22 protein-coding genes are annotated in these 21,889 nt (G+C 54.6%); 16 read left to right on the top strand and 6 right to left on the bottom strand.

The genetic code is table 11. The annotated features are described in order from the left end of the window. Position 1 precedes the first annotated feature (1 nt). Positions 2 to 1,006: a GlxA family transcriptional regulator gene (locus tag ACR0IY_RS02555; RefSeq protein ID WP_480670282.1), complete on the bottom strand. Its 1,005-nt coding sequence runs from the start codon at positions 1,004 to 1,006 to the stop codon at positions 2 to 4. A gap of 168 nt (positions 1,007 to 1,174) precedes the next feature. On the opposite strand from ACR0IY_RS02555, the gene ACR0IY_RS02550 reads away from it, so the two are divergent. Next, positions 1,175 to 2,545, top strand: coding sequence for a class II 3-deoxy-7-phosphoheptulonate synthase (locus ACR0IY_RS02550; protein WP_480670281.1), 1,371 nt, complete (start codon positions 1,175 to 1,177; stop codon positions 2,543 to 2,545). A 56-nt stretch (positions 2,546 to 2,601) separates the two neighbouring features. Here the strand turns inward: ACR0IY_RS02550 and ACR0IY_RS02545 are convergent, their stop codons facing one another. Beyond that, positions 2,602 to 3,276 (bottom strand): PAS domain-containing protein, encoded by a 675-nt coding sequence (locus ACR0IY_RS02545; RefSeq protein WP_480670280.1) that lies wholly within the window; start codon positions 3,274 to 3,276, stop codon positions 2,602 to 2,604. Between the two features lie 245 nt (positions 3,277 to 3,521). Here ACR0IY_RS02545 and ACR0IY_RS02540 point away from each other — a divergent pair, with 245 nt between their 5' ends. From ACR0IY_RS02540 to ACR0IY_RS02490, 11 genes are all read left to right on the top strand, one after another. After that, the gene (locus ACR0IY_RS02540) at positions 3,522 to 4,412 is read left to right on the top strand and encodes a YicC/YloC family endoribonuclease (protein WP_480670279.1); all 891 of its coding nucleotides are present in this window, start codon (positions 3,522 to 3,524) and stop codon (positions 4,410 to 4,412) included. 17 nt (positions 4,413 to 4,429) lie between these two features. After that, the gene (gene gmk / locus ACR0IY_RS02535; RefSeq protein WP_480670278.1) at positions 4,430 to 5,071 is read left to right on the top strand and encodes a guanylate kinase; all 642 of its coding nucleotides are present in this window, start codon (positions 4,430 to 4,432) and stop codon (positions 5,069 to 5,071) included. After that, positions 5,068 to 5,592: a gamma carbonic anhydrase family protein gene (locus tag ACR0IY_RS02530; protein ID WP_480670277.1), complete on the top strand. Its 525-nt coding sequence runs from the start codon at positions 5,068 to 5,070 to the stop codon at positions 5,590 to 5,592. Before gmk ends, ACR0IY_RS02530 begins: the two co-directional genes overlap by 4 nt. 30 nt (positions 5,593 to 5,622) lie before the next feature. Next, on the top strand, positions 5,623 to 6,669 hold the full coding sequence (locus ACR0IY_RS02525) for an ATP-binding protein (protein ID WP_480670276.1): 1,047 nt from the start codon (positions 5,623 to 5,625) through the stop codon (positions 6,667 to 6,669). 194 nt (positions 6,670 to 6,863) lie between these two features. Beyond that, positions 6,864 to 7,904: a substrate-binding domain-containing protein gene (locus tag ACR0IY_RS02520; RefSeq protein ID WP_480670275.1), complete on the top strand. Its 1,041-nt coding sequence runs from the start codon at positions 6,864 to 6,866 to the stop codon at positions 7,902 to 7,904. 83 nt (positions 7,905 to 7,987) lie between these two features. Then, positions 7,988 to 9,460 (top strand): phosphate ABC transporter permease subunit PstC, encoded by a 1,473-nt coding sequence (gene pstC / locus ACR0IY_RS02515; protein ID WP_480670274.1) that lies wholly within the window; start codon positions 7,988 to 7,990, stop codon positions 9,458 to 9,460. Then, positions 9,457 to 10,818 carry a phosphate ABC transporter permease PstA gene (gene pstA, locus ACR0IY_RS02510; RefSeq protein WP_480670273.1) on the top strand — a complete coding sequence of 454 codons (1,362 nt, stop codon included), beginning with the start codon at positions 9,457 to 9,459 and terminating at the stop codon, positions 10,816 to 10,818. Before pstC ends, pstA begins: the two co-directional genes overlap by 4 nt. An 11-nt stretch (positions 10,819 to 10,829) precedes the next feature. Continuing rightward, a complete protein-coding gene (pstB, locus tag ACR0IY_RS02505) occupies positions 10,830 to 11,627 on the top strand; it encodes a phosphate ABC transporter ATP-binding protein PstB (protein WP_480670272.1) in 798 nt (265 codons plus the stop codon). A 16-nt stretch (positions 11,628 to 11,643) separates the two neighbouring features. Next, entirely contained in the window at positions 11,644 to 12,354 is a 711-nt protein-coding gene (gene phoU / locus ACR0IY_RS02500; RefSeq protein ID WP_480670271.1) for a phosphate signaling complex protein PhoU, read from the top strand. Between the two features lie 3 nt (positions 12,355 to 12,357). Continuing rightward, positions 12,358 to 13,047 (top strand): phosphate regulon transcriptional regulator PhoB, encoded by a 690-nt coding sequence (gene phoB / locus ACR0IY_RS02495; protein ID WP_480670270.1) that lies wholly within the window; start codon positions 12,358 to 12,360, stop codon positions 13,045 to 13,047. A 109-nt stretch (positions 13,048 to 13,156) separates the two neighbouring features. After that, positions 13,157 to 14,386 (top strand): acyl-CoA dehydrogenase, encoded by a 1,230-nt coding sequence (locus tag ACR0IY_RS02490; protein WP_480670269.1) that lies wholly within the window; start codon positions 13,157 to 13,159, stop codon positions 14,384 to 14,386. Between the two features lie 138 nt (positions 14,387 to 14,524). Here the strand turns inward: ACR0IY_RS02490 and ACR0IY_RS02485 are convergent, their stop codons facing one another. Beyond that, positions 14,525 to 15,394, bottom strand: a complete 870-nt coding sequence (locus tag ACR0IY_RS02485) for an acyl-CoA thioesterase (protein ID WP_480670268.1) — start codon at positions 15,392 to 15,394, stop codon at positions 14,525 to 14,527. 49 nt (positions 15,395 to 15,443) lie between these two features. After that, the gene (locus ACR0IY_RS02480) at positions 15,444 to 16,664 is read right to left on the bottom strand and encodes a serine hydrolase domain-containing protein (protein WP_480670267.1); all 1,221 of its coding nucleotides are present in this window, start codon (positions 16,662 to 16,664) and stop codon (positions 15,444 to 15,446) included. A gap of 173 nt (positions 16,665 to 16,837) precedes the next feature. On the opposite strand from ACR0IY_RS02480, the gene ACR0IY_RS02475 reads away from it, so the two are divergent. Beyond that, on the top strand, positions 16,838 to 17,443 hold the full coding sequence (locus tag ACR0IY_RS02475) for a DsbA family protein (RefSeq protein ID WP_480670266.1): 606 nt from the start codon (positions 16,838 to 16,840) through the stop codon (positions 17,441 to 17,443). On the opposite strand, the gene ACR0IY_RS02470 is transcribed toward ACR0IY_RS02475, so the two are convergent. Then, positions 17,440 to 18,468 (bottom strand): phosphotransferase family protein, encoded by a 1,029-nt coding sequence (locus ACR0IY_RS02470; RefSeq protein ID WP_480670265.1) that lies wholly within the window; start codon positions 18,466 to 18,468, stop codon positions 17,440 to 17,442. The two genes, ACR0IY_RS02475 and ACR0IY_RS02470, sit on opposite strands and share 4 nt — an antisense overlap. Positions 18,469 to 18,490: 22 nt before the next feature. Next, positions 18,491 to 19,309 carry an SDR family oxidoreductase gene (locus ACR0IY_RS02465; protein ID WP_480670264.1) on the bottom strand — a complete coding sequence of 273 codons (819 nt, stop codon included), beginning with the start codon at positions 19,307 to 19,309 and terminating at the stop codon, positions 18,491 to 18,493. Positions 19,310 to 19,443: 134 nt separating this feature from the next. Between ACR0IY_RS02465 and ACR0IY_RS02460 the strand changes: the two genes are divergently transcribed. The 3 genes from ACR0IY_RS02460 to ACR0IY_RS02450 all read left to right on the top strand — a co-directional run bounded on the left by ACR0IY_RS02460 (position 19,444) and on the right by ACR0IY_RS02450 (position 21,762). Beyond that, the gene (locus ACR0IY_RS02460) at positions 19,444 to 20,442 is read left to right on the top strand and encodes an NADPH:quinone oxidoreductase family protein (protein ID WP_480670263.1); all 999 of its coding nucleotides are present in this window, start codon (positions 19,444 to 19,446) and stop codon (positions 20,440 to 20,442) included. Positions 20,443 to 20,560: 118 nt separating this feature from the next. Further along, entirely contained in the window at positions 20,561 to 21,010 is a 450-nt protein-coding gene (gene aroQ, locus ACR0IY_RS02455) for a type II 3-dehydroquinate dehydratase (protein WP_480670262.1), read from the top strand. Further along, positions 21,007 to 21,762, top strand: a complete 756-nt coding sequence (locus tag ACR0IY_RS02450) for a helix-turn-helix transcriptional regulator (protein ID WP_480670261.1) — start codon at positions 21,007 to 21,009, stop codon at positions 21,760 to 21,762. Before aroQ ends, ACR0IY_RS02450 begins: the two co-directional genes overlap by 4 nt. Positions 21,763 to 21,889 lie beyond the last annotated feature (127 nt).

Below are 21,889 nucleotides of genomic sequence, written 5' to 3'. Positions count from 1 at the left end.
TTTACACCGACAACCGATCACCCTGCGCGCCGCGCTCGCGGTACGGCGTGGTGTTGTAATGCGCCCGGTAACATTTCGAAAAATGGCTGGGCGAGGCAAAGCCGCAGGCCAGCGCGACATTGATCACACTCATATCCGTCTGCATCAGCAAATTCCGTGCTTTGTGCAGGCGCAATTCCATGTAGTACCGCTTGGGTGACCGGCTGAGATAGCGGCGGAACAGGCGTTCCAACTGCCGGGTCGACATGCCGACGTCCTTGGCCAGAATCGAAGGCGAGATCGGCTCTTCGATGTTCTTCTCCATCATCAGAATGACCTGGCTCAGCTTGGGATGGCGCACACCGATCCGGGTCGGAGTCGACAGACGTTGTGTATCCTGATCGGTGCGAATTGAAGAGTAGATCATCTGATCCGCGACAGCATTAGCAAGGTCTTCGCCGTAATCATCGGCAATTATCTTTAGCAACAGGTCGATGGATGACGTTCCGCCAGCGGTAGTCATTCGGTTGCCGTCGATCAGAAAGACGGATTTAGTCAACTCAACTTCGTCGAACTCTTCGATGAAACTGTCCGAATTTTCCCAGTGAATAGTCGCGCGCTTGCCGTCCAGCAACCCTGCCTTAGCCAACGTATAGGCCGCCGTACACAGACCGCCGATACGCAATCCCCGCCGTGCTTCGCGGCGAACCCAGTTCAGTATCTTTTTGGTCGTAGCAGCTTGTACGTCCACACCGCCACAGATCAGAACGGTATCGTCGCGCTGAAGCTCAACCAGATCCGAATCCAATTGAAATGTCGTGCCAGCCGAGCAATTGACCGACTCTCCGCCTTCACCCAACAGCACCCAGGAATACAACTGTTTGTTTGCCATTCGGTTTGCAATTCGCAAACTATCCAGTGCCGAAGCAAACGACAGCAACGAGAATTTGTCCAATAGGACAAATACAAAATTTCGAGGGTTGGCCGCAGTGTTTTCCACCGTGACAACTTGGCGTTGCTCTTGCATGGCGAGGTGTCCTTGATTCGGCGCTTTAGAACGAACATCCAGCGACAGATTTATCAGCCACCATGACCAAAGCTTGATTGCGGCGTCAAGGGGCGCAAATCGTATATGGTCAGTCTTCAATGCATTTTGTATAGAGACGACCTGAATACTTCAGCGGAGATCAAAGCTATGACTGAATGGCAAAAAACGAACTGGCGCAATAAGCCCCGGGTTCAGATGCCAGACTATACCGACGCGGCCGCGCTGGCCAAAGTCGAGGCGCAGCTTTCGCAGTATCCCCCGCTGGTCTTTGCGGGCGAAGCACGGCGTCTGAAGCAACATTTGGGTGCCGCCGGTCGCGGCGAGGCCTTTTTGCTGCAAGGGGGCGATTGTGCCGAAAGCTTTGAACAATTCAGTGCGGACGCGATCCGCGATACGTTCAAAGTGATGCTGCAGATGGCGATGGTTCTGACCTACGGCGCCAAAGTGCCGGTGGTCAAAGTAGGCCGCATGGCCGGCCAGTTCGCCAAACCGCGTAGCGCCCCGACCGAGGTGGTGGATGGCGTGGAACTGCCCAGCTATCGCGGTGACATCATCAATGAATTGGCCTTTACGCCCGAAGCTCGAATTCCAAACCCCGGAAAAATGCTGCAGGCCTATACACAGGCAGCGGCAACGCTGAATCTGTTGCGTGCATTCTCGACCGGTGGTTTTGCCGATATGAGCATGGTGCATTCCTGGACCCTTGGATTCACGGATGAGCAGGATGTTCAGAAATACTCGGAAATCGCTGACCGCATTCAGGATACGATCGACTTTATGGGCGCCGCCGGTATCACTGCGGACACAACGCATGAGTTTTCGACCGTTGAGTTCTACACCAGCCATGAAAGCCTACTACTGGAGTACGAAGAGGCGCTGACCCGTCTTGATTCGACGTCTGGCAACTGGCTTGCAGGATCAGGTCACATGATCTGGATCGGCGACCGCACACGTCAGCCGGAAGGTGCGCATGTGGAATTCTGTAGCGGCGTCCTGAACCCGATCGGTCTGAAATGTGGTCCGACGACCACAGCCGAAGACCTCAAGGTTCTGATGTCCAAGCTGAACCCCGAAAACGAAGAAGGTCGCCTGACGCTGATCGCGCGCTTTGGCGCGGGTAAAGCCGGTGAACACCTGCCGCGTCTGATCAAAGCCGTCAAAGAAGAAGGCGCCAAGGTCACTTGGGTTTGCGATCCGATGCACGGAAACACGATCAAGTCGGCGACGGGCTACAAGACCCGTCCGTTCGACTCGGTTCTGCGCGAGGTACGCGACTTCTTTGGCGTGCATCAGGCTGAGGGAACAATCCCCGGTGGCGTGCATTTCGAGATGACCGGACTGGACGTGACCGAATGCACCGGCGGTGTTCGGGCCGTGACCGAAGAGGATTTGTCGGATCGCTATCACACAGCCTGTGATCCGCGTCTGAACGCGACGCAGTCGTTGGAACTGGCGTTCCTTGTGGCCGAAGAACTGACGAACCTGCGCCGCGACCGCAACAAACGCGCGGCCAGTTAAATCAGAATAAACCTATTGCGAAGGCGGGCTGATTTGGCCCGCCTTTTTTATAGGCGTCAGTCGTCGCGGGACACGACTAGTCGCAGATGTGAGCCCGGGCGATGGAAGTCCATTTGGTCTTCGGCAAATCCGGCCGCCTCTTTCTGAATATGATGTTGCGGCGCCTGGACATCGGACACTGCGCGCAATCGGCAGTCAGGAATTGTAAACCTACGGGGTGTCGTGCCGATCGTGCCGTCGCTGACCATAACACCCAATACGCGGCTGACATCCCCCAGATCGCTTTTCAGAGGCAGCAAGATCATGCGCGCCTGTAACTGAGTTCGCCCAAGTTTACCCGCCGAGACCATACTCAATTCTGCAATGGCTGGGCTTGCGAACACCTGTTCCAAAATCTCTGAGATCTGGTTGCGCGCGCTGGGTTCGAAGAACGCGGTCAAAGGCATTCCTCGCACCTCCATGCCAGCTACTTTGTTCAGATGGCTACCGGCCAGGCGAAACCGGGCCAGACCTGGGGCGATGCGTTCCAGAATAAGGGTGTATTCCAGAATATTTTCGAGCCCGCGCGGATCAATCTGCGAGCGCATCGGAACGTCGTCGCCTGTCAGCAACGCCGTCCAATATGCCTCGGCCTGTCGGATGGGCGAGAGGCTACGCCCACTGTCAAAACGATCCATTGCGACGATCTTTCCAAATTTTGACCCGGAACCGTTACCGAAAAAGGTTTTCATTTTCATTACCCTAGTACCAATCGACCGTCTTTTTCTAAAATGCCAAGTATCGGGGCCAAGTTAGTCCGACCAAACCCTGACTGCGGTCAGATTGACACGGGTTAAGTCAATTTTGGAGGAATTCTTTAACGAATGGTTAACTACTGGGGCACAACGCAAAACTCAGCAAACTCTTGCTCTGCCACCGGTGTTGCCGTTAGGTGCGGCAAGCAAGACACCAAAGGGCAGCGACTGAAAGGGCAGGCATGATCAGATCCATGACCGGATTCGCGTCGGGCAAGGGAACGTTTGGACCCCATAGCTGGACGTGGGAACTGCGTAGTGTGAACGGCAAGGGGCTGGACATGCGGCTGCGCGTACCCGAGTGGCTGACCGGGCTTGAAGCTGCGTTGCGTGCCCAACTGTCCAAGGCTTTGACACGAGGCAATGTAACCTTGTCCCTAAGGCTGAGCCGGGACGAATCCACGCCCGATCTTGCCCTGAACGAAACAGCCATGAACGCGGCGTTAGTCGCTTTGGCCCGCACGCACGAAATGGCCGAAGCAAACGGTGTAACTCTGGCTCCGTCGACTGCAGTGGATTTGATTTCGTTAAAGGGAATGTTGGAGGTAGGCAGCGACGTGGATGATCCCGCACCGCTGGTCGAACAGCTGTCGGCTGAGTTCGCCCCTCTGTTGGTCGCTTTTGTGGACATGCGACAGGCTGAAGGCAAGGCGCTGGCAGGGATATTGGGCGGGCAGCTTGATCAGGTTGCAGTATTCACGGAACAAGCCGCCGAGTTAGCAGAACAGCGCAAAGACAAAACAGCCGAGGCGTTGCGCGAGAACTTGGCGCGTGTACTGGAAAATTCGCAAGGCGCGGACCCAGACCGTGTGGCTCAGGAATTGGCGTTGATAACCGTAAAATCAGACATAACTGAGGAAATCGATCGCCTAAAAGCGCATGTCACGGCGGCCCGTGATTTGCTTTCGCAGAATGTGGCCGTCGGGCGCAAACTGGATTTTCTAATGCAGGAGTTCAATCGCGAGGCCAATACACTGTGCTCAAAGGCGCAAAGCGCGGACCTGACCTCGGTAGGGCTTGAGTTAAAGGCTGTAATAGATCAGATGCGGGAGCAGGTGCAAAACGTTGAATGACAATGGGAACGACTGAAATGGCAGATCGCCGCGGCCTACTAATCATCTTGTCATCGCCCTCGGGTGCGGGAAAGTCCACTTTGGCCCGGCGGCTGATGGCCTGGGATACCGGATTGGAATTTTCGGTCTCGGCCACGACCCGGGCACCGCGTCCGGGCGAAGAACATGGGCGCGAGTATTACTTTCTGTCGGACGATGAGTTCAAACAGCAGGTTGCCGACGGCCAAATGCTGGAACATGCTCACGTCTTTGGCAATTTTTATGGCTCGCCCGCCGAACCAGTTCGAAAGTCGATCAATTCAGGGCGGGATGTTCTGTTTGACGTGGATTGGCAAGGCGAGGTGCAGATCCGCAATTCGGATCTGGGGAAACATGCATTGTCGATCTTCATCCTGCCGCCTTCGATCCCAGAATTGCGGCGTCGGCTTGAGACCCGCGGCCAGGACAGTGAAGACGTGATTGCCAAGCGTATGTTGAAAAGCTGGGATGAAATCAGCCACTGGGGGTACTACGATTATGTGCTGGTCAACGACGATCTGGACGCCACCGAAGCAAAGCTGAAAACCATCGTCAGCGCCGAGCGCATGCGCCGCATCCAGCAACCAAGTCTGCAAAACCACGTGCGGATTCTGCAAAACGAATTTGAAGGATTGTCATGACCATCTACGCTCTGGGTGAACATACTCCGCAAATCCACGACGATACTTGGGTTGCACCGGATGCCAATCTGGTGGGCAAAGTTGTGCTGGAGCAGGGATCCTCGGTCTGGTTCGGTTGTACCATCCGGGCGGATCATGAAGAAATTCGCGTGGGCGAGGGCAGCAACGTGCAGGAAAACTGCGTCATGCATATCGACGCCGGTTACCCGCTGACCATCGGCAAGAACTGCACCATCGGCCATAAGGTCATGCTGCATGGATGCACAATCGGGGATAATACGCTGATCGGGATGGGGGCTATTGTTCTCAATGGTGCCAAAATCGGAAAGAACTGCCTGATTGGGGCGGGGGCCTTGATTACGGAAGGCAAGGAAATTCCCGACAACTCGCTTGTGATGGGATCGCCCGGCAAAGTCGTACGACAACTGGATGCTGCTGGTGCTCAGCGGATCACGTTCAGCGCCCTGCATTATCAGGAAAACATGCGCAGGTTCCGGGATCAGTTGAAACCGGTTTCCTAGAACACTCGATACGGCCGAAAGTACAAAAGAATGTCAGACGATCTGCTTGCTGAATTTGTCTCGGCCATCCCGATGCCCGCCCTTATGGTGGACCAGACCGAGCGGATCATCGCAGCGAATACCGATGCAAAGACCTTGCTGGGGCAAAATATTGTCGGCAGGCACTTTGCCACGATTTTGCGGCAACCTCAGGTCATCGAAGCTTTTGAACAGAGCCTGCGCTCCAAAGGCCCGGCAAACACCCGGCACCTGTCAAACGATGGCGCGCAGGATACGACGTTCGAAGTGCAGTGCCGTTATATGGAAGGTGTAGGCGCCGTGTCAGGTGGCGCGTCACTGGCCATTTTTCAGGACGTCACGCATGTGGAACAAGCCAGCCAGATGCGGCGGGACTTTGTGGCGAACGTCAGTCATGAATTGCGCACACCTTTGACTGCGCTGATGGGATTCATAGAAACGCTTCGCGGCCCTGCCCGTGATGACGAAGCCGCCCGTGAGCGGTTTCTGCAAATCATGACCGATGAGGCAAATCGCATGAACCGGTTGGTCGGGGATTTGCTGTCGTTGAACCGTGTGGAAAGCGAAGAACGAGTACGTCCCAAGGAACAACTTGAACTGACGGGAGTGTTACAATCCACGCTGAACTCGTTGCGTCCGTTAGCAGAGGATGCCGAGGTCACCCTGACTTTGAGCGCACCTGAAGGCCCTATATCTCTCACCGGGGATAGCGATCAGCTGCGTCAAGTGTTCACCAACCTGATTGAAAATGGAATCAAATACGGCGGCAGTGGCGGCAGCGTTGAGGTTCGGGTTCTGTCAACTGAACGCGACGCTGCCACGCGTGGTCCTGCGGTTAGGGTTCAAGTGATCGATAAGGGGCCCGGTATAGATTCGCTTCATTTGCCCCGCCTGACAGAGCGATTCTATCGTGCCGACAGCCACCGATCCCGGCAAATGGGGGGCACCGGGCTGGGTCTGGCTATCGTTAAACACATTATCAATCGTCATCGCGGTCGATTGCGGGTTGAAAGCGAATTGGGAAAGGGCGCGACGTTTACCGTTATACTGCCACGATAACAGTGAGTTTTTGTTAAGTTTCTGTTGCCTATGTGAATGGTGCATAACTGCATTGTGCTATTTTCAGATCTTTTCCCACCAACTGTCATAAAGCTGTTACATGCCTGTCACAAAAGGCTTACGAGCGCCTCTTAATGGTTCGCGCAAGATCATCATGGGGATGATCAATAACTGTTGCTCTCAAGGAGACTGAAATGTCCTTTGTAAAACTGTCGGCTTCGGCTCTCGCCATCGCTGCTGTATCGGCCACTGCGGCCGCCGCTCGTGATCAAGTTCAGGTTGCCGGTTCGTCTACCGTGCTTCCTTACGCTTCGATTGTGGCTGAAGCCTTCGGTGAAAATTTTGACTTCCCTACACCGGTTGTTGAATCGGGTGGATCGTCTGCCGGCCTGAAGCGTTTCTGCGAAGGTGTTGGCGAAAACACCATCGACGTCGCCAACGCGTCGCGTGCTATCCGCGAAAAAGAAATCAAAGCGTGTGCCGACAATGGCGTGACCGATATCATCGAAGTTCAGATCGGTTATGATGGCATCGTCTTTGCTTCCGACATCAACGGCAACTCGTTCGAGTTCACACCGGAAGATTGGTACAAAGCCCTGTCCGCTCAGATCGTCGTTGATGGTGAACTGGTCGACAACCCGAACAAAACTTGGGCCGACGTGAACCCCGCATTCCCGGCGCAGCCGATTGCAGCATTCGTACCGGGCACCAAGCACGGCACTCGCGAAGTGTTCGAAGACAAGGTGATCCTGGCTGGTTGTGAGCACCTGGGTGACTTCGACGTCTACAAAGCCGCCAACGGTGACGACAAGAAAGCTGCTGAGAAAGCCTGTATCGCTCTGCGTACCGATGGCGTTTCAGTCGACATCGACGGCGACTACACCGAAACTCTGGCCCGCATCGACAGCAACAAAGACGGCATCGGCGTCTTTGGTCTGGCGTTCTACGAAAACAACACCGACAAGCTGCAGGTCGCGACCATGTCCGGCGTCGTTCCTTCGACCGAGTCGATCGCAACCGGCGAATATCCGGTGTCGCGCCCGTTGTTCTTCTACGTGAAGAAAGCCCACATCGGCGTGATCCCCGGCCTGAAAGAATACGCCGAGTTCTTCGTTGCGGATGAGATTGCAGGCCCCGATGGCCCGCTGGCCGAATATGGTCTGGTCTCTGATCCGGAACTGATCCAGGTTCAGGAAACGGTAGCCAACGAAACCGTACTGGGCGGCGGTTCCTGATCACTTAGATGAATGGAACCGGGGCGCGTTTCGTGCGCCCCGGTTCTTTTTGACTCCAACACTGCCATCCCCACGGAGTTCTCATGGCACTATCCTGGCTGTTGCTTATCCTGCTTGCGCTGGCAGTGATCGGTTATTTCACGGGACGTTCCCGTGCCTTGGCTAGCGCGGGGGGTGACGTGCGCGAGTTGCACTCGCTGCCATCCTACTATGGCTACAACGTTGCTTTGACGGCTTTGATCCCTGCATTGGGTGTGTTGATTGGTTGGCTTCTGATACAGCCCATGATCGTGAACACCACGGTGTCTGGATTCATACCAGAACAGGCGATTCCGGAAGGGTCGGATCGCGGCCTGATCATGAGCGAGGTGCGCAGAGTAGCGCAGGGTTTGAACGGTGCTGTTTCTACCGGTTCACTGACCGAGGCACAGGCGCAAGATGCCAATGCGGATATTGAAAAACTCACGACCGCATTGAAGGACTCAGGGCAGGTTCTGACACAAGACATAACTCAGCCCATCCTTGCGGCCGCCCAGAAGCATCGCAGCATGACGAGCACCGGTTCGATTGTGATGCAAGTAGTTGTTCTGGCGCTGGCGTTGCTGGGGGCGGCATTTGCCTATATCCGCACACACAAAGAATTCCGGGCGCGCAACGTGGTAGAGCAGGGCATTCTCGCGCTGTTGCTGTTGGCGGCCTCGATCGCGATCCTGACCACAGTCGGTATCGTTCTATCGATGCTTTTTGAAACGATGAACTTCTTCCAGCTGCATTCCTGGAAGGATTTCTTTTTTGGCCCCACTTGGGCTCCGAATTTCCGTGGTGGCAGTGAGTTGTCGATCCTGCCGCTGCTGTGGGGTACGCTTTATATCTCGCTGATTGCTTTGCTGGTTGCTGTGCCAATCGGTCTGTTCGCTGCGATCTACCTCTCAGAATACGCTTCAGGTGCAGTGCGTTCGGTCGCCAAGCCTCTGCTTGAGATCCTCGCCGGTATCCCAACCATTGTTTACGGTCTGTTTGCCCTGCTGACGGTTGGCCCAGCACTGGTTGCGCTTTTTGGGCAAAATGGCGCGTTGGGGGTAGGTTGGATGGCCAGCTCGAACGCGGTTCTGACTGCTGGCCTGGTCATGGGAATTATGCTGATCCCATTTGTTTCGTCCCTGTCAGATGACATTATCAACGCTGTGCCGCAATCCATGCGCGACGGCTCGCTCGGGTTGGGGGCCACGCATTCCGAAACTGTACGCGGGGTGATCCTGCCTGCAGCCCTACCGGGTATCGTCGGCGCGATCCTTCTGGCTGCAAGCCGCGCCATTGGTGAGACGATGATTGTTGTGATGGCCGCGGGTGCCATCGCCAAATTCTCGGGCAACCCGTTCGAGGCGATGACGACCATTACTACCCGGATCGTCAGTCAGTTGACCGGCGATACCGACTTTGCCAGCCCCGAAACACTGGTGGCCTTTGCGCTAGGCCTGACGCTGTTCGTTATCACGTTGGCGCTGAATATCTTCGCCCTCTACATCGTACGCAAATACCGGGAGCAGTACGAATGACCGATATTTCCCAAACGCCTGGCGCTGCTCCGACCGCGAAGCCAAAAGGTGGATCGCTGTTTGAAAAGGACGCGCGCACCAAACGCCGCAACGCAGCCGAAGGCCGATTTAAAATGTACGGTATCGTAGCGATCGCTATTGGTCTGCTGATGCTGATCGTACTGGTCACTAATATCGTGACTTCGGGACTGGGTGCGTTTCAACAAACCTATCTTGAACTGAGTGTCGAACTAAAGGCAGACAAACTGGACAAGAAAGGCAATCGCAATATCGACGATATCAAAAAGGTTTCTACCTTTGGGTATGCACCTCTGATCGCGTCTGCCTTGGAAAGCGAGGTCGAAAAACTGGGTATCCAGACCGTCCTGTCACCCAAGGATATGGGTAAGATCCTGTCCAAGGCGGCACAGGCCGAACTGCGGAACTATGTCATATCGAACCCTGATGAAATCGGTAAAACAGTCAGCTTCCGCTTTTTGACCAACAGCCGCGTGGATGGCTACATGAAGGGCCGCGTGACCCGCGATTCGATTGCCAACGACAAGAGCATTTCGGTCGAACAGCTTGATTTCGTGGATCAACTGCGCGACGCAGGTGTTCTCTACAAAGCCTTCAATCCAGGCTTCATCTTTGGCGCAGACGCCTCTGATCAACGGCCTGAGGCAGCTGGTATTGGCGTGTCGATGCTGGGTTCCTTGTTCATGATGTTTGTGGTGCTGGCGCTGGCGCTACCGATTGGCGTTGCGGCTTCGATCTACCTTGAAGAATTCGCGCCTCAGAACCGCTTGACGGATATCATTGAGGTGAACATCTCGAACTTGGCTGCCGTGCCGTCCATCGTGTTCGGCATTCTGGGCCTGGCCGTGTTCATCAATTACATGCACCTGCCGACGTCAGCTCCGCTGGTTGGTGGTTTGGTTCTGACACTGATGACCTTGCCGACGATCATCATCTCGACCCGAGCGTCGCTGAAGGCTGTGCCGCCGTCGATCCGCGATGCCGCACTTGGGGTAGGGGCCTCGAAAATGCAGGCGGTATTCCACCATGTACTGCCACTGGCTGCGCCGGGTATCCTGACAGGCACTATCATTGGTCTTGCGCAGGCGCTGGGGGAAACCGCGCCGTTGCTTCTGATCGGGATGGTGGGCTTTATCGCTTCGAACCCGCCCGACGGAATTGTCGCTGGGTTCCTGTCACCCAATTCGGCCATGCCCGCGCAGATCTTTGAGTGGTCCAAGCGCGCTGACCCGGCCTTTTATGAACGGGCCTGGGGGGGAATCATCATCCTGTTGATCTTCCTCGTCACAATGAACACCATCGCGGTACTCTTGCGCCGCCGCTTTGAACGCCGCTGGTAAGAGGGGCTACTATGAAAGACATGACACGAGTGGAGAGAACCGTGGACTCCAATACAATCAAGATCGCTGCGAACAATGTTCAGGTCTATTACGGTGACACCCACGCCATCAAAGACGTGAATGTGGACATCGAAGACAAGACCGTAACCGCGTTCATCGGCCCGTCGGGTTGTGGTAAGTCTACTTTCTTGCGCTGTCTAAACCGAATGAACGACACGATCGACATCTGCCGGGTCAAAGGGGATATCCTTCTGGACGGCGAAGATATTTATGACAAACGCGTGGACCCGGTTCAGTTGCGCGCCAAGGTGGGCATGGTGTTCCAGAAACCGAACCCGTTTCCCAAGTCGATTTACGACAACGTGGCTTATGGCCCACGTATCCACGGTCTTGCCAAGAACAAGGCGGAACTGGATGAAATCGTTGAGAAATCTCTGCGGCGCGGTGCCATCTGGGATGAGGTCAAGGATCGTCTGGATGCTCCGGGTACTGGCCTTTCAGGCGGTCAGCAGCAACGCCTTTGCATTGCGCGGGCGATTGCGACCGCGCCCGAGGTCCTTCTGATGGATGAGCCATGCAGTGCACTGGACCCGATTGCAACAGCTCAGGTCGAGGAACTGATCGACGAGCTGCGCTCGCGGTTTTCTGTTGTGATCGTAACCCATTCGATGCAGCAAGCCGCGCGCGTCAGCCAGAAAACTGCATTTTTCCACCTCGGAAATCTGGTCGAATTCGGCGAGACCGGGCAGATTTTCACCAACCCCGAAGATCCCCGCACCGAAAGTTACATCACCGGCCGTATTGGCTGAAGACAGGTAAATTCTTATGACCGAACAACATATTGCATCTGCATTCGACCGCGATCTCGAGGCGATTCAGGCCCATATCATGAAGATGGGCGGGCTGGTCGAAGCCGCCATCATGAGCTCGGCCCGCTCGCTGGAAACACGGGACGAGGAACTGGCCCAACAAGTTCGTCAGGACGACAAGGCCATCGACGCGTTGGAAGAACTGATCAACGAAGAAACCGCTCGTTTGATTGCGCTGCGCGCACCGACAGCGGGTGATTTGCGTCTGGTTTTGTCGGTGCTGAAGGTTTCGGCCAATCTGGAACGTATTGGCGACTACTCCAAGAACATTGCCAAGCGCACCACAGTTCTGGTCAACGCAGGAGAAATCAACGGTAGCGCCGCTGCTTTGCGTCGTATGGCGCGCGAGGTTGAGCGTATGCTGCGGGACGCGCTTGACGCCTATATTCAACGCGATGCCGAGCTTGCTTCGGATGTAATCGACCGCGACGAAGAAGTGGATCAGATGTATAACGGGCTGTTCCGCGAATTCCTGACTTTCATGGCCGAAGACCCGCGCAACATATCGTCCTGTATGCACCTGCATTTTATCGCCAAGAACATTGAGCGTATGGGCGACCACGTCACAGCAATTGCTGAGCAGGTGGTCTATCTTGTCACCGGTGAGCGTCCGGCAGAGGCCCGCCCAAAAGCTGATATAACCTCGCATACCGTCCAGGAGATTTGACAAATGCCCGCCGATCAACCGACTGTTCTGGTTGTTGAGGATGAACCAGCGCAGCGCGAGGTGCTTGCCTATAACCTCGAAGCCGAAGGTTTCCGCGTGTCCAAGGCCGCCAGCGGTGACGAAGCCATGCTGTTGGTCGAAGAGGAAAGCCCCGACATCATCGTGCTGGACTGGATGATGCCGAACTTGAGCGGGATTGAAGTTTGCCGCCGCCTGAAATCTCGCGCGGAAACACGGTCGATACCGATCATAATGTTGTCGGCTCGCTCGGAAGAAGTAGACAAGGTGCGTGGGCTTGAAACCGGCGCCGATGACTATGTGGTTAAGCCGTATTCAATTGTGGAACTTATGGCGCGGGTGCGTACTCAGTTGCGCCGGGTGCGCCCGGCAACAGTTGGGCTGCGGTTGGAATTCGACGACATCGTGCTGGATTCTGAGACGCACAAAGTCAGCCGAGGCAGCAAACAATTGAAGCTGGGCCCAACCGAGTTTCGCCTGCTGAGCACTTTTATGGAAAAGCCGGGCCGGGTTTGGAGCCGTGAACAATTGCTCGACCGCGTCTGGGGCCGCGATATTTATGTCGACACTCGTACCGTCGATGTCCATATCGGCCGTCTGCGCAAGGCTCTGACGCAACATGGCGGCAATGACCCGGTGCGTACGGTCCGTGGTGCAGGATATGCACTGGGGTAAAAAAGGGCAGGGGTATGAGTAATGCTCATGGCCTGATGCAAAACTCTTGCTGTTTTTCACTGCTTGGCCGGGTTAGTTTGTCTTAAAACCGGCCAAGCGGAGTAGCAGTATGAACGCCCCTGAAACCAAGCCAACTTTGCGCGCCAAAGATGCACCTGATATGGGCACGTTTGCATGGGATGATCCCTTTCGTCTGACCGACCAATTGAACGAGGATGAGCGCATGATCGCCGCCAGCGCACAGGCTTATGCGCAGGCGAAACTGCAACCTCGTGTGATGGATGCGTTTCAGAACGAGGAAACCGACCCCGAGATATTCCGCGAAATGGGTGAAATGGGCCTTTTGGGAACCACGATCCCCGAGGAATATGGCGGCCTTGGGGCAGGGTACGTGTCCTACGGGCTGGTCGCGCGCGAAGTTGAGCGTGTAGATTCGGGCTATCGCTCAATGATGTCGGTTCAAAGCTCGTTGGTCATGTATCCGATTTACGCTTATGGCACTGAAGAACAACGGCAAAAGTACCTTCCCAGGCTTGCGAGCGGTGAATGGATCGGGTGTTTCGGTCTTACCGAATCTGATGCCGGTTCTGACCCTGCAGGTATGAAAACGCGGGCCGAAAAGATCGAAGGTGGCTATCGTCTGACCGGCAGCAAGATGTGGATTTCCAACTCTCCGATTGCGGACGTGTTCGTGGTCTGGGCTAAGTCAGACGCGCATGGTGGTAAAATCCGCGGATTTGTTTTGGATAAAGGACTTAAGGGTCTAAGTGCGCCGAAAATTAAAAACAAACTTAGCCTGCGTGCGTCGATAACCGGTGAAATCGTACTTGATGGCGTCGAAGTCGAAGAAAGTGCACTGTTGCCGCATGTCCAGGGGTTGAAAGGACCGTTCGGGTGCCTCAACCGCGCGCGCTATGGCATCAGCTGGGGGGTCATGGGCGCAGCAGAGAGTTGCTGGCATGCCGCGCGTCAATATGGGTTGGACCGGAAACAGTTCGATCGGCCTCTGGCGCAGACGCAACTTTTCCAGCGCAAACTGGCGGACATGCAAACAGAAATTGCGCTTGCGCTTCAGGCAAGCCTGCGCGTGGGGCGTTTGATGGATCAGGCAAATGCTGCTCCTGAGATGATTTCGATCGTTAAACGCAACAACTGCGGCAAAGCGCTGGATATCTCACGTATGGCTCGGGATATGCATGGCGGCAACGGCATCTCATTGGAGTTTGAGGTCATTCGTCATATGATCAACCTTGAGACCGTTAACACGTATGAGGGGACGCATGATGTGCATGCGTTGATATTGGGACGAGCACAGACTGGGTTGCAGGCCTTCTACTAAGGCAATACATTATTCGTGTAATTGGTATTATGTAAAATAACCTGATGCCAAAGTGTAATCCGATTTGGGTTCAACCAATACTATGGAGCAATAACAGTGCGGTTTTACCGCTATAAATCCGTTGGTTATATGGATGCGTTAATGTCCTCGTCGCGCTTTCCGCATCAAACCTTCCTGAGCAACTGATGCGACCAGAGTACCATCTTGGGCGAAGATAGATCCCCGGTTAAAGTTACGGCCATGACCGCTCCAAGGTGAATCCATCGCATAGAGATGCCAGTTTTCGAAGTGAACTGGCGCGTGAAACCACAGAGCGTGATCTAAACTTGCGCCATTCACTTCACCGGTGAACCAGCTAAGTCCATGTGGTCGCATGCCTGATGACATTAGGTACATGTCCGACGCGTAAGCCAACAAAAGATGTTGGGTCACCGGATCGGTTCCGGCTGCGGCCCGCATACGAAACCAGATCTGATTGTGGTCATCCGTCTTTTCGGGAGCAAAAGGATTCAGATGGTTCACTTCACGTATTTCGATCGGCCTTTCACGCATCAATTCGCGGCGGAGACTTTTGGGAACAAGATCCACATACCTTTGCCGCAAGTCCGTTCTGGCCGGATAATGCTCTGGCTCTTCAGTCTTAGGCATGACGTGCTGATGGTCCCAGCCTTCGTCCTGCACATGAAAGGATGCAGACATGTTAAGGATCTGTTTGCCGTGTTGAATGGCAACAACGCGCCGGGTGGTCATAGATCCTCCATCTCGCGCCCTATCCACTTGATAAACAACGGGAATAGATGGGTCTCCGGCTCGAATAAAGTAGGCGTGCAGAGAATGGCAAAGGCGATTGTCGACGGTTCGATACGCCGCAGCCAGTGCTTGCGCAATCACCTGACCACCAAAGATACGCGTGGGCGTTTCTCCACCAGACCCCGTGCCCCGAAACAGGTCGACTTCTAACCTTTCGATATCCAGCAGGTTCAAAAGAATTTGCTCAGCCTCGGTCATATTTAGCCTCCGATTGGCGTATCCGGCATGGGTATCAGTGCTGAGAAAGTCATTCAATCATGGCCCCAAGAACAAGCGCCTTTAATTCAGCGCGCGACGGGTATGAACTGGACGGCGACAGCTGTGTAAAAAAGATTGTGCTCAGTTCATTGACATGATCAATCCAAAAGAACGTCGATGCCATGCCGCCCCAACTGAAATCGCCCACGGAACCAGGCACGCGAGTTCTGCCAGGATTTGTGATCACCGCACCACCTAGCCCAAAGCCGGTGCCCTCCATTGGTTGTTCCGCAAAGCTCTGCGGTCCCATTGACGCAATGTCACCGGGCAAGTGGTTTCGCATCATGTAGTCCACGATTTTGGGCCCCAACAGGCGGTGACCGTTGCCCTGCCCCCGGTTCCGCAGCATTTCAGCAAAGCATGAATAGTCGTCGATGGTGCCGACCAAACCACCGCCGCCGGAACACGTGGTGGTTCTTTCAAACGGAGAAACACGGGCCTCGTCCACCAATCTCAGAGTGTCGCCACCGGTTTCAGCAGAGTTCAGCGCCATCGCGTCCCCAACCAATGGAGTATAGAGCGATGCAAACCGGTCCCCTGCCCCTGATGGCACTGCAAAACTGGTTTCCGACATGTCTAGAGGATCAAGAATTTCTCGTGTCAGGAATTGATCCAAGGGTTGTCCTGAAACCACCTCGATCACTCGTCCCAACACGTCTATGCCGACCGAATACTCCCACCTCGAACCCGGCTGAAAGGCAAGCGGAAGTTGGGCCAGATCATTCACGCGGTCCGCCAGAATGCCTTGATCCGGGCCAAAGATCAGATCCCGCTCATCCATTGCCATCGGCAGCACGCCGGGGTTGAACGGATAACTGAACCCACTGGTATGCGTCAGCATTTCATGCAGCGTTGGTGTCGGTGCGTCCTCGGTCTGATCCAGTCGCTCAGCCCCAGGGACAAGGGCTTGCATGTCGCGAAATTCAGGAAGGAAGTCTGACAATGGGGCGTCCAGATGGAATTGGCCGCGCTCGACCAACATCATTAACGCAACCGTCGTCACAGGTTTGGTCATCGAATAGATGCGCGCTACAGTGTCCCGCTGGAATGGTAGATCGTTCTCCACGCTTCTTTTACCGCACGCACGAAAGAACACCTCATGGCCTTTATGCTTAACCAACAAGGAACTGCCCGCATATTTTTTTTCGTCGACGTATCGCTGCATCCAGTCAGCAATGCGGCCCAAACGATTAGGGTCGAACGTTGTCATGTATGCTCAGCCTCCGGTTGATGTTTGGAATACTGAGGCCTTAAGCGCTGAATTGACAGGGAAATCGACAAGTTCGATACGTGTTGTTGTGCCGGGCTGTTACACTGTGGGTGTAGTGGATTCGCTGATGACGAGTATGTGCATTATCTAAATCCAAACTCCGGAGGAGAAACATGGCGCAACATATCGATTTTGTTTACGATTTTTGCAGTCCGAATGCCTTTCTCGCATATAAGACCTTGCCGGAATTGGCCGATGGGCGCGGCGCTACTGTGAACTACATTCCTGTTCTATTGGCGGGTGTCTTCAAAGCCACCAACAACCAAAGTCCATTTCAGGCATTTTCCGAGAACCGCCAAAAAACGGCTTACCTAACCCATGATCTGCACCGGTTTGCACGCTCACGAGGGTTGAGTTTCCACATGAGTCCGCACTTTCCGGTTAATACAAAATTCGCTATGCGCGGTGCGTTGTTTGCGTCCGGTAAATCATGGGAAAACAAATATATAAGCGCGATATTTGATGCAATATGGGTGCATGGTCAAAAGGTCGATGAGTTGGGTGTTCTGACCGAAATCCTACACGAAAACGAGTTGCCGGTTCGCAAGATCCGCGATGCGATGACCAGTGAAGACGTGAAGCAACAACTCAAAGAGCAAACCAAATCTGCCGTAAAACGAGGGGTATTTGGTGTTCCCAGCATGTTTGTGGGGTCTGAGATGTTCTTCGGTAAGAACAGCTTGGGGAATTTGGATTTGGAGTTATCCCGCGAGTCTTAGGTTTCCGCCAAAGCCTTCAGCCCATGCTTAGTAAACATTGGAACGTACGCCCCAAGTGCTACGGCACGCTCTGGGTCGGACGCGTTCCCGTCCTGCGCGCGTTTATAAACGCCCTGTAAAATACCCGCCATTCTGAAGAAATTGAATGCCAGGTAGAACCCAAAATTCTCGATGCCACCAAGACCACGCCGCTGACAATACTGGTCGATAAACGCCTGATCCGACGGCAGGCCCAAACTGTCACGATCAATGCCTGCAAGCCCCCTACCGTCTTTGCCTGCCGGCATTCGCCATTGCATGATCACTGCGGCGAGGTCGGCATAGGGATGTCCGATTGTTGACAGCTCCCAGTCCAAAACGCCAATGCACCGTGTGCCGCCCTTTTCAAACATCAGGTTGTCGATCCGATAATCGCCGTGGACAAGTGTCCTTTGTCCATCGTCATCCGGCACCGAGCCCTCAAGGCCGGTAATCAGTGCATCCATCTCGGGTATGTAGGTGGTCTCGGACGCGCGGTATTGTTTAATCCACCGCGCAATCTGGCGTTCAAAATAGTTTCCGGGTGGGCCATAATCGGACAGTCCGACCGCATCGATATTAACCATGTGCAACGCGGCCAGAACCCGATTCATTTCATCCAAAACGGCACTGCGGGTTTCCTTGCTTTCCCCACGCATGCTTGGCTCCAGAAAAACCCGACCATCGAGATGTTCCATGACATAGAAGGCCGAGCCTATAACGCTGTCGTCCTCGCACAGCTGGTACATTTGTGGAACCGGAACTGCACTGTCGGCCAAAGCGGATTGCACGCGGTATTCCCGATCAACTGCATGTGCGGATTTCAGCAAAATTCCGGGCGGCTTTCGACGCAGCACATAGGACTTTTCCGGTGTCTGCAGTAAAAAAGTCGGGTTGGATTGTCCGACCGCGAATTTTGTCGCCGTCATGGGGCCCTGATACCCGTGAAGATGGGTGCCTAGATAGGCATCTATGGCTTCATGGTTCAGGTGTGAACTTTCGCTCATTCCGCTGCCTCCATGATCGTGCTCAGAGAGCTTCCGCAAAGATGTTTCCGGCCGTCACCACATTGATGCCACCTGAGACAGGGATAACAGCGCCAGTGACATAGCTGCCGCCGCGACCACACAAGAATAGCATACAGCCAGCGATGTCCTCTTCGCGACCAACCCGCCTCAAAGGAACGGAATTGCCCACCTTTTCGCGTGTGCTTTCGTCCGCGGTGGCAAATGCAGTCATGCGTGAGACGAAAGGGCCCGGCGCCAAAGCATTGACCGTGATATGGTAAGGTGAGAATTCCTTGGCCATGATCTTGGTCAGGTGTAAAACAGCGGCCTTTGACGCCGAATAGCTGTATGCCCCATCACCCATCGGGACCTCTCCCATCACCGACCCTACATTGACGACTCGAGCCGGATCGTCGGCCGAGCCAGATTGCATCAACATAGGCAAAAGTTTCTGGGTCAAGTGAAATAGCCCTGAGACGTTGACTGACATGACCTTTTCCCACGCCTCATGAGGGAATTGCCCAAGCGGCGCACCCCACGACACTCCAGCGTTATTCATAAGAATATCAAGCTTTTCCGTGCGGCTTTGAACGTCGGCCGCCAGTGCTTCGACCCCTTCACGAGAGGCGACATCGCCCCCAAATCCCTCGGCGTGGCCGGGGGCGTCCAGCGCGTTCAGCTCCTCGGCCACAGCCTCGCAGGCATCGGCTTTGCGAGAGGCAATCAGGACGCGCGCACCGGCCCGCACCAACGCCTCGGCCGCCATCCGTCCGATCCCAGTCGCACCTCCGGTGACCAATGCCGTCTTGCCCTGCAACGAGAAAAGCGTGTCTGGTGTCATAGTCTGCTCCTAAGTCGTTAAAGGCTTGGCATTAGCGTGTTCGGCTGCTGTCACAGAACCTTTCGATTTCTTGACAACCCCTGAAGCTGCGCCAAAGCTCCTCATAACTGAATAACAAGGACAACAGGGCTAATATGCAAGCTTTACTCAGCGTCGTTACTGGTGGACCGGACACACTTGAACTGACCACCCTGCCCGATCCCACGCCTGGTAAAGGTGAGTTGTTGGTGGGTGTAAAGGCTGCAGGCGTTAATTTCCCCGATACTTTGATCATACGTGACCTTTACCAGATGAAGCCGCCCCGCCCGTTTGCACCCGGCGGCGAAATCGCCGGTGAGGTCTTGGCGCTTGGAGATGGCGTAACTGGCTTTAGCGTCGGTGACCGCATACTGGCGTTGACCGGACATGGCGGTTTCTCAACGCATCTGACGTTGAAATCAGAAGCCGCCGTTAAAATTCCGGGCTCTATGCCGTTCGAAGATGCGGCGTGCTTTATCTTTACGTACGGCACGTCGTATCACGCGCTTAAGGATCGTGCGGCACTGCAACAGGGGGAAACATTGTTAGTCCTGGGCGCGGCAGGCGGCGTCGGTTCGGCGTCAATTGAACTGGGCAAGGCCATGGGCGCGCGCGTAATAGCGGCGGTATCTTCGCCTGAAAAGGCTGATTTCTGCCGCGATCTGGGGGCTGACGACACACTCGTTTATGCCCGCGAGATGGACAAAGCGGCGCAAAAATCCTTTTCCCATGAAATCAAAGCCCTGTCCGGCCCCGGCGGTGTGGATGTCGTTTATGACGCCGTCGGTGGGAACTATGCCGAGCCCGCACTGCGTTGCATGGCATGGAACGGGCGGTTTCTGGTGGTGGGGTTTCCTGCTGGCATTCCAAAGCTTCCGCTAAATTTGCCGCTTCTTAAAGGTTGCCAGATCGTTGGCGTCTTCTGGGGCGCCTCTGTCTTTCAAGACCCAAAAGGACACGCTGAAAATGTCCAGGAATTGTTTGAATTATATGCCGAAGGTAAGATCAAACCCAGGATCAGTGCGAAGTATCATTTGACCCATGCGCCCGAGGCTTTGGCCCATTTGGCAGACCGTACTGCACTGGGTAAAATCGTCATAACAATGCCCAACTGAGACCAAACTCCCCGGCGAACCTTCAGTCAAAATTGCACGCCTCGCCTTATGCGCGCGTTGGCAGGTGGACATTACCACCAATTCGCGTTTATGAACCTGTTATGGGAACAGTGAAGTAATGCTCAAAGCTCTGATTTTAAACGGTCCAAACCTCAACCTTCTTGGCACGAGGCAGCCCGAGGTTTACGGAAGCACCACTTTGGAAATGGTGGAAGATTTGTGCTTCAGCCACGGCAATACCCTTGGGATAGAAGTGTCGTGCTTTCAGTCCAACCACGAAGGTGCGCTGATTGACGCTATCCATTCCGCCAAAGGTGTGCAGGACGGGATCATTTTGAACGCTGGGGCTTACACTCATACATCCATCGCCTTGATGGACGCGATTGCCTCGGTCGAACTACCAATGATCGAGGTGCATCTGTCGAATATCCACGCGCGCGAGGAATTCAGGCATGTGTCCTATATCTCAAAAGTTGCCGTGGGGCAGATTTGTGGCTTTGGCGCGCAGGGCTATGTACTGGCGTTGGACGCACTGTGTGCGCACCTGAAAGGTGGATCTGTCGCATGAAGCTGAGCGAATACCTTCACTTTCTCAGCTACACAAAGACTCTGGAAGAGCTTTGGGATGCCCATTGCCGCCAGATGGCCAATTACGGTTTTGACCGATTGATCTATGGGCACACACAATACCGTACGGAAACCTCTTTGGGAGACCCAGAGGATTTCGTCATTCTGACCAACCATGACAAGCCCTATCTGGACGGTTTCCTGCGCGGCGGTCTGTACTTTCATGCTCCTATGCTGAAATGGGCGCTACACAATGAAGGTGCGGCCAGTTGGAACATTGCACAGGACATGGTAGCCGATGGGAATCTGACAGCTCAGGAGCTGCAGGTTCTGGAATTCAACAGATCGCAAGGCGTGTCTTTTGGGTACACAGTCAGTTTCACATCGGTCTCAATGCGGTCGAAGGGCGCAATCTCGTTGTCTTCCGGGGGCGCGTCCAATCAGGATGAAGTGGACGAGATGTGGGCTAAACATGGTGATGACATCCTGTTGATGAATAACGTCGCGCACCTGAAGATCCTCACCTTGCCCTACAATGCCCCAAATCGCGCGCTCACCAAACGTCAGCGTGAGGCACTGCAATGGGTCGGCGATGGAAAAACAACGCAGGATATTGCCCTGCTAATGGGATTGACGGCAGCAACGGTCGAGAAACACCTAAGGCTCGCGCGCGAGGCTCTGTCAGTGGAAACGACGGCTCAGGCCGTCCTGAAAGCTTCGTTGCAAAACCAGATGTTCGTTATGGAGGCATAACGAACACAGGCAATCAAAAATGTGACGCTGTATTGCGTCAATTTACCCTAGGTAAGGAAAACATGACTTTCCAATCATTGGGGCTGGTTGCAAAGTGTTAATGTTCCGTGAGTGGTGGCTTTAGCCA

It is taken from the genome of Ruegeria sp. BC1 (assembly GCF_056539305.1).
This window is presented reverse-complemented; position numbering and strand designations above follow the sequence as displayed.

Coding starts and splice junctions, on each gene's coding strand:
- phoB (WP_480670270.1), top strand. CDS start 12,358: ATGCCCGCCGATCAACCGACTGTTCTGGTTGTTGAGGATGAACCAGCG.
- ACR0IY_RS02465 (WP_480670264.1), bottom strand. CDS start 19,309: ATGACACCAGACACGCTTTTCTCGTTGCAGGGCAAGACGGCATTGGTC.
- ACR0IY_RS02550 (WP_480670281.1), top strand. CDS start 1,175: ATGACTGAATGGCAAAAAACGAACTGGCGCAATAAGCCCCGGGTTCAG.
- pstC (WP_480670274.1), top strand. CDS start 7,988: ATGGCACTATCCTGGCTGTTGCTTATCCTGCTTGCGCTGGCAGTGATC.
- ACR0IY_RS02525 (WP_480670276.1), top strand. CDS start 5,623: ATGTCAGACGATCTGCTTGCTGAATTTGTCTCGGCCATCCCGATGCCC.
- ACR0IY_RS02490 (WP_480670269.1), top strand. CDS start 13,157: ATGAACGCCCCTGAAACCAAGCCAACTTTGCGCGCCAAAGATGCACCT.
- pstA (WP_480670273.1), top strand. CDS start 9,457: ATGACCGATATTTCCCAAACGCCTGGCGCTGCTCCGACCGCGAAGCCA.
- phoU (WP_480670271.1), top strand. CDS start 11,644: ATGACCGAACAACATATTGCATCTGCATTCGACCGCGATCTCGAGGCG.
- ACR0IY_RS02555 (WP_480670282.1), bottom strand. CDS start 1,006: ATGCAAGAGCAACGCCAAGTTGTCACGGTGGAAAACACTGCGGCCAAC.
- ACR0IY_RS02450 (WP_480670261.1), top strand. CDS start 21,007: ATGAAGCTGAGCGAATACCTTCACTTTCTCAGCTACACAAAGACTCTG.
- ACR0IY_RS02475 (WP_480670266.1), top strand. CDS start 16,838: ATGGCGCAACATATCGATTTTGTTTACGATTTTTGCAGTCCGAATGCC.
- pstB (WP_480670272.1), top strand. CDS start 10,830: ATGAAAGACATGACACGAGTGGAGAGAACCGTGGACTCCAATACAATC.
- ACR0IY_RS02530 (WP_480670277.1), top strand. CDS start 5,068: ATGACCATCTACGCTCTGGGTGAACATACTCCGCAAATCCACGACGAT.
- ACR0IY_RS02480 (WP_480670267.1), bottom strand. CDS start 16,664: ATGACAACGTTCGACCCTAATCGTTTGGGCCGCATTGCTGACTGGATG.
- gmk (WP_480670278.1), top strand. CDS start 4,430: ATGGCAGATCGCCGCGGCCTACTAATCATCTTGTCATCGCCCTCGGGT.
- ACR0IY_RS02460 (WP_480670263.1), top strand. CDS start 19,444: ATGCAAGCTTTACTCAGCGTCGTTACTGGTGGACCGGACACACTTGAA.
- ACR0IY_RS02470 (WP_480670265.1), bottom strand. CDS start 18,468: ATGAGCGAAAGTTCACACCTGAACCATGAAGCCATAGATGCCTATCTA.
- ACR0IY_RS02485 (WP_480670268.1), bottom strand. CDS start 15,394: ATGACCGAGGCTGAGCAAATTCTTTTGAACCTGCTGGATATCGAAAGG.
- aroQ (WP_480670262.1), top strand. CDS start 20,561: ATGCTCAAAGCTCTGATTTTAAACGGTCCAAACCTCAACCTTCTTGGC.
- ACR0IY_RS02520 (WP_480670275.1), top strand. CDS start 6,864: ATGTCCTTTGTAAAACTGTCGGCTTCGGCTCTCGCCATCGCTGCTGTA.
- ACR0IY_RS02545 (WP_480670280.1), bottom strand. CDS start 3,276: ATGAAAACCTTTTTCGGTAACGGTTCCGGGTCAAAATTTGGAAAGATC.
- ACR0IY_RS02540 (WP_480670279.1), top strand. CDS start 3,522: ATGATCAGATCCATGACCGGATTCGCGTCGGGCAAGGGAACGTTTGGA.